Source organism: Vibrio sp. 10N.247.310.24, from assembly GCF_041467175.1.
GTDB lineage: Bacteria > Pseudomonadota > Gammaproteobacteria > Enterobacterales > Vibrionaceae > Vibrio > Vibrio tasmaniensis_A.
Window position 1 is genome coordinate 1 of record NZ_JBFSUD010000101.1, and the last position, 13,641, is coordinate 13,641.

11 protein-coding genes are annotated in these 13,641 nt (G+C 44.5%); 2 read left to right on the top strand and 9 right to left on the bottom strand.

From position 1 onward, the window contains the following. Positions 1–146: 146 nt before the first annotated feature. Entirely contained in the window at positions 147–1,463 is a 1,317-nt protein-coding gene (locus tag AB6E08_RS20745) for an adenylosuccinate synthase (RefSeq protein WP_009847885.1), read from the bottom strand. A gap of 171 nt (positions 1,464–1,634) precedes the next feature. Here AB6E08_RS20745 and AB6E08_RS20750 point away from each other — a divergent pair, with 171 nt between their 5' ends. Beyond that, the gene (locus tag AB6E08_RS20750) at positions 1,635–1,823 is read left to right on the top strand and encodes a DUF2065 domain-containing protein (protein ID WP_009847884.1); all 189 of its coding nucleotides are present in this window, start codon (positions 1,635–1,637) and stop codon (positions 1,821–1,823) included. Between the two features lie 153 nt (positions 1,824–1,976). Here the strand turns inward: AB6E08_RS20750 and hflC are convergent, their stop codons facing one another. The 8 genes from hflC to tsaE form a co-directional block, all read right to left on the bottom strand. Further along, positions 1,977–2,954 (bottom strand): protease modulator HflC, encoded by a 978-nt coding sequence (gene hflC / locus AB6E08_RS20755; protein WP_009847883.1) that lies wholly within the window; start codon positions 2,952–2,954, stop codon positions 1,977–1,979. Between the two features lie 2 nt (positions 2,955–2,956). Next, the gene (gene hflK / locus AB6E08_RS20760) at positions 2,957–4,159 is read right to left on the bottom strand and encodes an FtsH protease activity modulator HflK (RefSeq protein WP_009847882.1); all 1,203 of its coding nucleotides are present in this window, start codon (positions 4,157–4,159) and stop codon (positions 2,957–2,959) included. A 27-nt stretch (positions 4,160–4,186) separates the two neighbouring features. Continuing rightward, positions 4,187–5,494 (bottom strand): ribosome rescue GTPase HflX, encoded by a 1,308-nt coding sequence (gene hflX / locus AB6E08_RS20765; protein WP_017101855.1) that lies wholly within the window; start codon positions 5,492–5,494, stop codon positions 4,187–4,189. 44 nt (positions 5,495–5,538) lie between these two features. After that, entirely contained in the window at positions 5,539–5,805 is a 267-nt protein-coding gene (gene hfq / locus AB6E08_RS20770) for an RNA chaperone Hfq (protein WP_004735866.1), read from the bottom strand. A gap of 192 nt (positions 5,806–5,997) precedes the next feature. Continuing rightward, positions 5,998–6,930 carry a tRNA (adenosine(37)-N6)-dimethylallyltransferase MiaA gene (gene miaA / locus AB6E08_RS20775; protein WP_009847880.1) on the bottom strand — a complete coding sequence of 311 codons (933 nt, stop codon included), beginning with the start codon at positions 6,928–6,930 and terminating at the stop codon, positions 5,998–6,000. Between the two features lie 167 nt (positions 6,931–7,097). Beyond that, entirely contained in the window at positions 7,098–9,287 is a 2,190-nt protein-coding gene (gene mutL / locus AB6E08_RS20780; protein WP_372066100.1) for a DNA mismatch repair endonuclease MutL, read from the bottom strand. Positions 9,288–9,376: 89 nt separating this feature from the next. Further along, on the bottom strand, positions 9,377–11,092 hold the full coding sequence (locus AB6E08_RS20785) for an N-acetylmuramoyl-L-alanine amidase (protein WP_017101857.1): 1,716 nt from the start codon (positions 11,090–11,092) through the stop codon (positions 9,377–9,379). Further along, positions 11,086–11,550, bottom strand: a complete 465-nt coding sequence (tsaE, locus tag AB6E08_RS20790; protein WP_004735870.1) for a tRNA (adenosine(37)-N6)-threonylcarbamoyltransferase complex ATPase subunit type 1 TsaE — start codon at positions 11,548–11,550, stop codon at positions 11,086–11,088. The genes AB6E08_RS20785 and tsaE overlap by 7 nt, the downstream gene beginning before the upstream one ends. A 247-nt stretch (positions 11,551–11,797) precedes the next feature. Between tsaE and queG the strand changes: the two genes are divergently transcribed. Further along, a complete protein-coding gene (gene queG, locus AB6E08_RS20795; protein WP_029225599.1) occupies positions 11,798–12,976 on the top strand; it encodes a tRNA epoxyqueuosine(34) reductase QueG in 1,179 nt (392 codons plus the stop codon). Positions 12,977–13,641 lie beyond the last annotated feature (665 nt).

A 13,641-nucleotide genomic window follows, 5' to 3' on the forward strand; every position in this document is an offset into this window, starting at 1 on the left:
GATTATCTGCTAACTGCAAGATCGTTCAAGTCTTCTTAAACGATCGGCATTAACTTAATAAAGTCGGCTTTTAGAAAACTATTTCATTATCAAAGTACTTTAATTACCTCAGTACGGTTCGTGCTGTGGTAATCACTCAGCTGGCATTATGCGCCGTATGGGTGAACCTTGATGATAGTTTCGTTACGATCTGGGCCAGTTGATACGATATCAATTGGAACGCCAGTTAGGTCTTCGATACGCTTGATGTAATCTAGAGCAGCTTGTGGAAGCGCGTCGATAGATTTAGCACCAAATGTGTTTTCAGACCAACCAGGCATTGTTTCGTAGATTGGCGTCGCTTCTTCGAATGACTCAGCAGCCATTGGAGAAACTTCTAGGATAGAACCATCTTTCATCTTGTAACCAGTACAGATTTTTAGTTCTTCTAGGCCATCTAGAACGTCTAGTTTAGTTAGACACATACCAGATAGAGAGTTGATTTGGATTGCACGACGCATAGCAACAGCATCGAACCAACCTGTACGACGTAGACGACCAGTAGTTGCGCCAAACTCGTGACCAACATCGCCTAGGTGCTTACCGACTGGATCTTGCTTCTCAAGGCCATCGTATAGCTCAGTTGGGAATGGACCTGAACCAACACGAGTACAGTAAGCCTTAGTAATACCAAGGATGTAACCGATGTGACGAGGACCGAAACCAGAACCTGCAGCAACACCACCAGCAGTCGTGTTAGAAGACGTTACGTATGGGTAAGTACCGTGGTCGATATCTAGTAGCGTACCTTGAGCACCTTCAAACATGATCTTGTCGCCGCGCTTACGTGCTGCGTCTAGTTCGTCAGTTACGTCGATAACCATCGCAGTTAACATGTCTGCGTAGCTCATCGCTTGCTCAAGTACTTCTTCGTAGCTTACTGTTTCAGCTTTGTAGAAGTGCTCTAGTTGGAAGTTGTGGAATTCCATAACTTCTTTTAGCTTCTCAGCAAATGCTTCTTTATCGAAAAGGTCGCCAACGCGTAGGCCGCGACGAGCAACTTTATCTTCGTAAGCAGGACCGATACCACGACCTGTTGTACCGATAGCTTTAGCGCCACGAGCGATTTCACGCGCGTTGTCGATAGCAATATGGTACGGAAGAATTAGAGGACAAGCTTCAGAGATGAAAAGACGCTCACGCACTGGGATACCGCGTTCTTCAAGAGGCTTCATCTCTTTAAGAAGTGCGTCAGGCGATAATACAACACCGTTACCAATAACACATTTAACGTTATTGCGTAGGATGCCTGATGGAATTAAGTGAAGAACGGTTTTTTCACCGTCAATTACAAGTGTGTGACCTGCATTGTGACCGCCTTGGTAGCGAACCACGTATTTTGCATCTTCAGTTAAAAGGTCAACGATTTTACCTTTACCTTCATCACCCCATTGGGTGCCTAGAACGACTACGTTATTTCCCATCTTTCCAATTTCTGTTGCTAATTAAAAATGGATTCTAGCACTGAATCACACTTCTTGCAGTCACTTTTTGTTCATAAACGTTAACGCTGTACAAAAATAAACCAGCGATAACTGAGGGCGAATGTGTAAAGATGCTGATATCATTGCATTTTATAGACAAAAGGCAGAACCATGTCTCAATCAATTTGGCTCGCTATTGGGCTCGTTCTTATCGCTGAAGGGCTCGGCCCCTTGATTGCACCTAATGGCTGGAGAAACATGGTCGCGCAACTGAGCGAGCAACCAGACACCCAACTGCGCCGTATTGGCGGTTGTCTTGTGGTGGCTGGTGCCGTTATCGCTTTCATGACCTACCGCTAGGTTTTCTCAAAGTACGGAGCTGTCACTACGACTTCCCTCGAAGATTCAATGGTCAACCTGCAGTCTTCAACGAATAGAAAACAAAAAGGCTCCCATTATGGGAGCCTTTTGATTTTTAGGTACTTCGCTAATTTAATGAATTAACGAATCAGCTTATTTTGCTGGAGCACCGCTTGCTTGATTCATGTATTGGAAGAAGTCAGTCTTCGGATCCAGTACTAGAATGTCGCTCTTATCGCTAAATGATGTCTCATAAGCTTGCAGTGAACGCATGAAGCCATAGAACTCAGGGTCTTTGCTAAATGCATCAGAGTAGATCTTCGCTGCTTCTGCATCAGCATCACCACGAGTCACTCGAGCAGTACGGTCAGCTTCAGCAAGAACAGTCGCGACTTCTAGCTCAGCTTGAGCACGGATAACTTCTGCTTTCTCACGACCTTGTGAACGGTGTCTACGAGCAACCGACTCACGTTCTGCACGCATACGGCGGTAGATAGATTCACTGATTTCGTCAGGAAGGTTAATCTTCTTCATTCGGAAATCAACAACTTCAACACCTAAATCAGCCATCGCACTTTCTGCCGTTCCAGACAAAACGTTTTCCATGATCTTATCGCGTTCGCCATCAACTTCTAGTGCTTCTGCAGCCGCTACCGTTGTGACAACTTCGCTATCAGCAGAGTCTGGCAGGATGTCCTTATTACGAGGACCTGACACGATCTGCTTAATTTCACGAGAACCAATTTCAGAACGAAGAACATCTGTCACTTTACGCTCAAGAAGTGCTTCTGCCGTCATGATATTACCGCCGCCGGTACTCAGGTAAAAACGTCCAAAATCAGCAATACGCCATTTTGCGTAGGTATCAATTAGAACGTCTTTTTTCTCTGATGTTACGAAACGGTCAGAACGACCATCCATCGTTTGAATACGAGCATCAAGTACTTTTACGCGATCAAACATCGGCAGTTTAAAGTGCAAGCCTGGTTCATAGATTCGTGATACGCCGTTGTCATCGAGAACTCGACCAAAACGAATTACCATGCCACGTTCGCCTTCTTGAATCACAAATAGTGACATCAATAGAAGGGCAATCGTCACAACTAATACAGGGATCATTAATTTACGCATTATTAGTATCTCCCTTGACGTGAACTGTCTGAACGAGTTTGAGTGCTAGACTTTGGATCGGCTTGAGTTTCTAACTCAATTTGATCGTAAGTTGATGATGTTTTTGCAGGGCGAGTGCCCGACTGAGAACCACCTTGTGCGCCTAGCTTATCAATTGGTAGGTATAGCAAGTTACCGCTTGATTCAGAATCAATCAGGACTTTCGATGTGCTTGAGTACACTTTTTCCATTGTATCAAGGTACATACGGTTACGTGTTACTTCAGGAGCTGCTTGGTATTCAGGTAGCAGTTTCTCGAACTGAGCTACTTGACCTAGAGCACCATTAACTGTGCGCTCTGAGTAACCCACCGCTTCTTTCTTCAAACGCTCAGCACGACCTGTTGCTTTTGGAAGAATATCATTTCGGTAAGCTTCAGCTTCACGCTCGAAACGCTCTTCATCCTCACGAGCCGCGATAGCATCATCAAATGCATCTTTCACTTGCTCAGGTGGACGTGCTGACTGGAAGTTCACGTCAACAATCAGAATACCCATGTCGTAGCTATCAATAATACGGTTCAACGTTTCTTGAGTGCTTTGACGAATCTGCTGACGACCACTTGTCAAGATACTATCCATTAGTGAGTCACCAATTACCGCACGAAGCGCAGAATCGGTTGCTTGGCGTAAACTGTCGTCTGCATTCGTTACACGATACAAGTATTTGTATGGGTCAGAAACACGGTATTGAACACCCATTTCAACGGTCACAACGTTTTCATCTTTCGTTAGCATGGTGCCAGCAGCACGTAGAGAACGAATCGCTTGAACGTTTACCAGTTGCTCATCTTTGATTTCATCGATAAAGCGTGGGTGCCAGTTAAGACCAGGTTCCTCGATACGGTCGAACTGACCCAGTCGAAGTACTACTGCTCTTTCTGCTTCGCCAACGGTATAGAAACCAGCGAAGAACCAGATAGCAATCGCAATGACAGCAATGACACCAAAGCCAATCGCACCGCCACCACCAATAGATGGCCCGTTACCGTTGCCACCTTTTTTACCAAACTTGCCACCTAACTTTTGACTTAGTTTACTAAACACTTCGTCTAAGTCTGGCGGTCCTTGATCTCGGCCGCCGCGATTATTGTTCTTACCCCAAGGGTCGTTATCGCGGCCGTTATTATCGCCGTTGTTGTTATTTCCAGGCTCATTCCACGCCATTAGAAAGCTCCATCATTTGATATGACGTTATACTGTAGCAGTCTCTTTGGTAACGATAAAGCCACCTAAGAGCGCCCCTTCTCTTTTTTCAAGTTTAGACCAATCTATTTGTTGCATTCGGATACCTATCAACAAGTTACCATTTTCATCATACTCTTCTTGTTGAATACATTTCATCTCAAAGAATAAGCTACGAATACGGCCCTGATGTTGATGTGGAATACACAATCGGAATTGAACCATTTGACTTGCTAAACGCTCAGTTAAAGCTTCAAACAGCAGTTCAATGCCTTCTCCTTCCATTGCAGAAACCCAAACAGCGCGAGGTGCGCCCTCTTCGTCTCTTTCAATTCGAGGTTTTTGGTCTTCCATGCAGTCAATTTTGTTCATGACTACAAGGGTTGGCACTTCATGAGCATCGATTTCTTCTAATACTTCATGAACAGCCTGAATGTTCTCACGAAAGCGGTCATCACTGGCATCAACAACATGTAACAAAATGTCAGCTTCCTGCGTCTCTTGTAACGTAGCCTTGAACGCAGCGACCAAGTCGTGTGGTAGATGGCGGATAAAACCTACGGTATCTGCGAGAATTGCAGGCCCGACATCTGCCAAATCAATCTTACGTAGTGTTGGGTCTAAGGTTGCAAACAGTTGGTCTGCCGCATAAACACCAGCACTTGTGATGCGATTGAAAAGTGTTGATTTCCCCGCGTTGGTATAACCAACCAAAGAAATTGTTGGGATTTCAGCTCGATTACGAGCACGTCGTCCTTGTTCACGCTGCTTAGCGACTTTCGCTAAACGACGTAATATTGCCTTTATACGGTCACGCAACAAACGTCGATCGGTTTCCAGTTGAGTTTCACCTGGACCACGAAGACCAATACCACCTTTCTGCCTTTCAAGGTGAGTCCAACCACGAATCAATCGAGTAGAGATATGACGAAGCTGAGCGAGCTCAACTTGTAGCTTACCTTCATGAGTTCGCGCACGTTGTGCAAAGATATCTAAGATCAAACCCGTGCGATCAATCACACGACATTTACACAATTGCTCGAGGTTTCGCTCTTGGGCAGGAGAGAGGGAGTGGTTAAAAATCACAATTTCAGCACCGGTTAGCTGAACAGCTTGTGCGATTTCTAGGGCTTTACCTTCTCCAACGTAGTATTTAGGGAGTGGGGATTGTCGGCTACCAGTAATCACTTGTAGCGTTTCTACCCCCGCTGAGGAGACCAGCATTTCACATTCGCTCAGGTCTTCCCATTCTCCCTCTTGCGTGAAGTTGATATGAACAAGTACGGCTCGCTCGCCGGATTCATAACGGTCAAACAAGCAACCAACTCCTTATTACAGCGCAAGCTGTATCAATTGAACGATTAATCTTCAGTCTTCTCAGGACGATCAGATGGCGCGCGTTGTTGCTCGCCGCTGTGGTGACTCACTGCACGAGCAGGAACCACAGTAGAAATCGCATGCTTGTAAACCATTTGGTTTACTGTGTTCTTCAATAAGATCACGAATTGATCGAAAGACTCGATCTGACCTTGCAGCTTGATGCCGTTAACAAGATAGATAGAGACTGGAATGCGCTCACGACGGAGTGCATTTAGGAATGGGTCTTGTAGCGATTGCCCCTTAGCCATTTTATTTTCCTTATTTATATTTTGTTGTAATTATTTAGCTAGTGGTGCACAAAAAGGTGCGGCCTTTGCATCTGAGCTAAACGAATAAAAAAACTCCGTTGTTATTGAAAGGCTGTGATTTTTAAAAGCCTCAACAACTGATCCTTTCCAGAGTATATTCACGCAAAAGCGATCACATTATACACAGCAATACTAATCAGATGCTATTGCATCTGAAAGAGTTTCTAACGCCTGTTCAATGTTTTCGCTATCCAACCAAGTTAAATCATCCCAACTGCGTAACCAGGTGATTTGTCGCTTGGCCAATTGACGGGTTGCGCAGACACCACGGAAAACCGCTTCGTCTAAATCGCAATTCCCATCTAAATAATCCCACATCTGCCTATAACCAACGCATCGGATCGATGGTAGTTCAGGGTGAAGATCCTCTCTGGCGTACAACGCTTTCATTTCATCTTCAAATCCCGCTTCTATCATCTTCTCGAAACGCAGCTCAATGCGGCGATGGAGTTCTTTCCTTTCCTTGGGAGCTATTGCAAATTGTTTTACACGAAATGGCAGGCTATCGCCTTTCGTTTGAGTTAGCTCTGTTAATGTTTTACCCGAAATTCGATAAACTTCCAATGCCCTTGAAAGCCTTTGTGGATCATTTGGGTGTATTCTTTCAGCGGATACGGGATCTATCTCTCTTAATTGATCATGCAATGCCTGCCAACCCTGTTCAATAGACTCCGCTTCAATCTGCTTACGAATCTCTTGATCCGCGGCGGGTAGTGGCGATAAACCTTCCAACAATGCCTTGTAGTAAAGCATTGTGCCACCAACAAGTAGCGGGATTTTACCTTCCGCTACAATCTTATTCATTTCACTGATCGCATCACGACGAAAGTCAGCCGCAGAATACGCTTCGCTTGGATCGAGAATATCAATCAAGCGATGAGGCGCGAGCGCGAGCTCTCCTGCATCCGGCTTAGCAGTACCAATATCCATGTCTTTGTAGATTAGCGCCGAATCGACACTAATGATCTCTACCGGGTATTTCTGACGCAAGCGGATAGCTAAATCTGTTTTTCCTGATGCCGTTGGGCCCATTAAAAACAACGCTAAAGGTAATTTTTCAGTCATGATATTTTGTATTTATTTCTCTGTTAGAGCACTTAATTAAAAGGCTTCATGTCGCGATACTCTTGTCTACTAAGAAAAGCCTCATCGCAACAGTTAAATCGTAAACAGCCGAAGCCGTAAATAAGCTTAATTTATCTAAAACTCAGCTGTGAAAATTCACCTGAAAACTAAGCCATAAAAGCAGCGATGGTTGCAGAAAAGTCGATAGGATTAACAAATTCGGGATCATCTAATGGAAGTAGACCATGCCAAAGTTGCTCAAGTTCCCCAACTAGTTGAACCGCTTCAGATAAAGTGTAGTCGTTTTTTACTTGTGCTGTCTGAATCCCGATCCAGTTAACCAGTAATGGTAACGTATCGCTAGAAAAGCTATGGCCTTGAGTTTCCGAGGCCTGAGCGTTTATTGAAGCCGCGTAAGATAACAGATCTGGGATCAAAATTTGTAAGTTTTGCTGCCTCAAAGGAGAAGGCACTCCCATCACCATTATCGCTTCGTTATTCCTAGCTTTAAGCTCGATACCAAGCACAGACAGTATTGGACTTAGCGCCTTAGCGACATCGACTAAATCAGCGCCTAATTTGATGGATAAAGGCACTAATAATGGTTGGCTCTTTAACGCGCCATCACGCGTATCAAGCTGACCAACAACACGCAATAACTCAGCCTTAGCCAAAGAAACCAACACACTGCCGTTCTTGTTTCCCATTACCAAATATTGGCGTTCCACTACCGAGACTGCTTTGCCTAAGTCCGTCACAGGTACTCTTGGCTTTAAATGAACAGGGTTCTGTTGAGCAGGCTTAGCTTCTTTATTTTCTATGCTGTCTCTGGTTTCTACGGGTGCCACATGCTCGTGAGGTGAGTATGGTTCTACAACTTGGTCATCAAAATCTGGCGTTTTCAGAAGCTCTTTATAGGCCTTCACTTCTCGCTTAGATGGAGCAGGCTCACCATGATGTTGGTGCGGCTCTTTTTCTTTTTTAGGTTCAGGTCGAGACTCTATCCACTCTTGACGAGGCGAGCCTGTAAAACTGGTTTCGCGATCCGACGAGCCTCTGCTAGACGATGAACCTCGGTTAGCTGGTGAGCTATAACGCTGCCCACCATCATTAACGCTGTGCTGAGGGTTATCATAAACCTGTTCAGATTCGGCTTTTCTTGGGTAGGCTGGCGTTTGCTCAATAGCATATCTTTCACTATCAGATACTTGAGGTTGTTCTGAACTGCTCGGCATTATGCTTTCAGGCTCTGAGAAACTGGCAATCTCTCCGATACCCGGATTCGAGCTACCTTGCTGATGATGCATCACTTCTGACTGATGAAACGCAGACTGCTTGATCGGTGCTGCATCAATTTGTTTGCTTTGGGCTAAGCCATCACTCAAGGCTTGGTAGATAAAGTCGTGTACAAGGCGGGCTTGATGAAAACGCACTTCATGTTTTGCAGGATGAACATTCACGTCCACCTGATGTGGGTCTAGCTCGATGAACAACACATACGTAGCGAATTGGTCGGGGCGCAAGCTAGTTTCGTAGCTTTGACGAATCGCATGGTTGATGAGCTTGTCACGCATCATACGACCATTCACATAACAGTATTGCAGATCGCTTTGTTGTCTTGCTCCTTCAGGCGTGGTGATCCAGCCATGAAGTTTTAAGCCTTGATGCTCAAGTTCGATCTTAAGCATATGGCGAACAAAAGGATTGCCACATACAGCTGCGATGCGCTTTTCGGCTTGAACTTGTGTTTTTGCAGCGCGGTACTGACGAATCATTTTACCGTTATGACGAAGGTTAATCGTCACATCAAAACGGCTCAATGCAATGCGTTTAAGCAGCTCATCGATATGCGTGAATTCAGTTTTCTCGGTGCGTAAGAATTTACGTCGTGCCGGAGTATTGAAGAACAGATCCAATACCTCAACCGAGGTGCCAATGGGATACGCTGCTGGCTGCAGTTTCACCTGCATATCACGACCTTCACTATGTGCAGCCCAAGCTTGATCCTGAGTCGTAGGGCGTGAAGTCATAGTTAGGCGCGCAACAGAGCTAATACTCGCCAGAGCTTCACCTCGGAAACCTAGGCTGACGATCGCTTCAAGGTCATCAAGAGTATGAATTTTAGAGGTAGCATGACGGCTTAATGCCAAGGCAAGCTCATCTTTAACAATGCCCTTGCCGTTGTCACGAACACGGATCATCTTAGCGCCACCTTTCTCGATATCGATATCGATACGTGTCGCACCAGAATCCAAACTGTTCTCAACCAACTCTTTCACAACAGAAGCAGGTCTTTCTACCACTTCACCCGCTGCGATTTGGTTAGCTAGCCGAGCTGGCAGTATTTTGATCGTCATATGTATAGCTACCTTACTGCCATTTATAGAAGCACTTCTCGCGTTTGAGATTGCTTCTATGTTCTAAACATTACTTCAACATTAGCCAACTATTTGTGCGGAATAATCAGCACTTGGCCAATGGCCAACTCATCGGAACGTAGTTTGTTTGCTTGACGGATACTGTTGACGCTCACGCCATATTTCGAAGCAATCTTGCCAAGATAATCACCTCTTGCGACTTTATGTTTACGTAGAGGTATATCTTTTACTTCAACCGTAATACGTAACTTTTGGCCTACTCTCACGGTTTCTGATTTCAAGCGGTTCTCACGTTTAATGCTTGCTACCGATACTTTGTAACGGCTAGCTATCTTGCCTAAGTACTCTCCAGACTTAACCGTGTGTGTCAGCGTTTTACGGCTTGTTGTGGTAGCCGCTTGTGAACCCGAGCTTGGAATTTTTAGAATTTGCCCTACCGCTAAGCTCGTCGACTTCAAACCATTCAACTTCAATAATGCTTGTGTAGACGAGCCGTACCTCTTCGCAATCACAGACAATGATTCACCACGCTGTACTTTGTGCTGACTGGTAGAGTTAGAAGATGCCGCCGCGTTAGAAATAACAATCCCTTCTGGTGGATTCGCTTTCAAATATTTAACGACCGCTTTGGTCACAGCCCGCGCAAGTTTGTCTTGATGCGAACGTTGGAAAAGAAGCTTCTCTTCGGTCGGATTCGAAATAAAGCCCGTTTCTACAAGTACCGATGGAATTTGTGGTGAACGTAACACTGCCAAGCTGGTGTTAATCGGCTTACTGTTATGCAGTTTTGCGACCTTACCCATTTCAGAGAGAATGGTCGTTGCCAGTTTGTAGCCCTCTTTTTGAGAGTGGCTAAACTGCAAATCAAGCAGGGTTTGGTTGACGTTTTTATCTGCAATATTGCCAGTAAACGCAGCACCGCTGCCGCCCAGCAATTCTGACTGCTTCTCTTTGTTCTCAATCCAACGGGAAATCTCAGTATTTGCCCGTCGAGTATTCAACACGAACACCGAACCACCTCTTGGTTGAGGCGTCGTAAAGGCATCGGCGTGAATAGAGATCAAGAGGTGTGCTTCGTTCTCACGAGCAATTGCAACACGTCTGTTCAGGTTTACAAAGTAATCAGCATTACGTGTTAAACGCGTTTTGATTCCCGGAACTGCATTCAACTGCGCAGCGATCTTTTTCGAAATACTAAGAGTCGCATTCTTCTCATATTTACGAGATGGGCCAATGGAACCAGGGTCTTCACCACCGTGGCCTGGGTCAATCACAATCAGAACATCACGCTGACGCTTAACTTGATTGAGGTTCTTACTCACTGTTGGCTTAGTCGGCGTTGATGTTGCTTTGCCTTTACTTGCCGCACCATGAGGCAAATCGATCACCAAGCGATGTCCGTACTGACCACCAGGAGTCGGACTGAGTTTAAACAACTCTGCTTTAGACGACTTCTTTAACTCAAAAACCAAGCGATAGGTGTTTTTGTCTGGCGGTGAGCTTTTACGAATCTTAGATAGAACGGGGCTGTCTTTCACCACGACCGGTAACTTAGTTGCAAGGTTGGTCTTTTTTAAATCAACAACCAAGCGACTCGGGCTACTCAGGGTGAAATAGCTGAAATCCGCTTCTGATTTTAAATCGATAACCACACGAGTTTCTTCTGGAGAAGGCCAAACCCTTAAACTCTTTAGTGAGTTTGCAGAAACAAGTGAAGAAAACAGTATAGAAAAAACAGCAGCCAACATAGCTACTGCTGAAATAAGGCGTCTAGAAATCAACATAACTCCAACTGACTAAGTAAGCGCTGTCCGTATTCACTGTTAGCGGTTAAAGAAACAATGCGGTGATCGTCTTGGTAACGAATATCAATATCCAAATCTGCTTCTGGTAGCATTCCATAACCTTTCTCTGGCCATTCAACCAAACAGATAGCATCTGGCGTGAAGTAGTCACGAATCCCCATAAACTCTAATTCTTCAGGATCGGCTAGGCGATAAAGATCAAAATGGTACACCTGCCAATCGGCAAGTTGATAAGGTTCAACTAGAGTATACGTTGGGCTCTTTACATTTCCTTGATGGCCAAGTGCTTTTACAAAACCACGACTGAAGGTCGTTTTACCTGCGCCAAGATCACCATGCAGATAAATAGTTGTCTGCTGTGAGCAAAGATTAGAAAGCTCCGTTCCTAATTGAATCGTTGCTTGTTCATCTTTCAAAGTAAATTGTTTCGTGCTCATGAATACGTTCTCTAAAAATCGATCGTTGACTATATAAAAATCAAAAGAACAAGAATAGTAAACCGTGATGCTTTTGGGAGACAAGCACTCAAGTGTAAGTTCTATGAAAAATACTGATCAAAACACGTCTGTTCTGGTCAATACCACTAAGATCCGTTAAGATCCGCCCCCATTTTTGCCGAACCTAATTTTAATTAGCCTTATCTCTAATTGTAAAACAGAGAAAATAAGAATTAAGAATTAAGCCATGAATCTAGACCATCTTGCTGAAAAAATTAAAATCTGGGGAAAAGAACTAGGCTTTCAAAAAGTTGGCATCTGCGATGTTGATTTAAGTGAACATGAAGCCCCTCTTCAAGCATGGCTAGATGCTGGCAACCACGGCGAAATGGATTGGATGGCTCGACATGGGATGATGCGTGCTCGTCCCAATGAACTTCACCCAGGCACCATTCGAGTGATCAGCGCCCGAATGAACTATCTACCACCAGAAGCTCAGTTTGCCTCTAACCTAAGCGATACCACTCAAGGTTATATCAGCCGTTATTCTTTAGGCCGCGATTATCACAAATTGTTCCGCAACCAGTTGAAAAAGCTGGGACAAAGAATCGAGAAGGAAGTCGAAGGTTTAGACTCACGTCCTTTCGTGGATTCAGCGCCCATCTTGGAACGACCGCTCGCTCAAAAAGCAGGGTTGGGCTGGACAGGTAAACACTCATTAATTCTTGATAAAGACGCTGGCTCTTGGTTCTTCCTAGGAGAATTGTTAGTTAACATACCTCTTCCAACAGATGAACCCAGTGTCGATGAGTGCGGCAAATGCACCGCATGTATCACTTCTTGTCCAACGGGCGCCATTATTGCTGATGGCGTAGTGGATGCTCGAAAATGTATCTCGTACTTAACCATTGAATATGATGGTGTGATCCCGGAAGAGTTTAGAGACGCAATTGGTAATCGTATTTACGGTTGCGATGACTGTCAGTTAGTTTGCCCGTGGAACCGCCATGCCGAACTCACTGAGCAAACAGACTTCCAGCGCAGAGAAGACTTCCGAGAGGCAGACCTTGTTTCACTTTCAAGTTGGGATGAAGCGACCTTCCTAAAGAAGATGGAAGGCTCAGCGATAAGACGTATTGGACACACCCAATGGTTACGCAATATTTTTGTTGCTATGGGCAATGCGCCATTTCAACAACGCATTGTTGAAACACTGGAATCTCATCGAGGCAACAACGAAATGCTGGATGTGCATATTGAGTGGGCTTTAAATAAACAACTACAACAGTTACCCAATGCTAGCAGCATGCAAGAAGATAGCTCTACGCAGAAAAATAGCTGTGTGCAAAAAAATAGCAGCAAAATCCTCACCAAAAAGCACAGGCTAATACGCATCGTTGAGAAAGGGCTACCAAGAGACGCCTAGCCCCTTAGCCATCAACGATTGGCAGGTCAACCCACACCAACAACCCACCATACAACACAACTCGTTGCACATAATTTTCGAACAATGTTTGACCTTGTTCTCAATTCTAACAATGTGGAAAAAATTCAGAACTCTCGTAAACTTCCGACACCCACGTAAAGTTAAACACAGTACCGATAAATGATTAAGATCAAAAAACAACAAGTTAACGATCTTTTATCAAATTCAAGGTAAGCATTCAACCTGATAAAAAACAATGAGTTACGATCGGCACAATTCAGCTAATATACTGAAAACAAGAAAGATCTTTTAGAGAAATGTAAAGAATTAGGTCTGAAATAACTTTATCAACCAAGTTATCCACACTTGATACTTTGTGGGTAAGTCTGTTTATAGATATGAAAAACCTCAAGTATCTGCTTCAGAGACCTGATGTTTACTAGCATTCTTGTTGCTAACAAAAATTTAAGACAAAAAAATATCCACCATAATGGAGGATTATTTGCTTTTTGGGGGGATTATGCTTCGCAGCATTAAAGAAAGAGCGTGACCGGTAAGGTCGTCTTTAAACACTGTGGTTTAAAGAGTTTTGTTTACCATGAAAAGTAAACTGGAGCGATACATCGGGTTCGAACCGATGACCTCAACCTTGGCAAGGTTGCGCT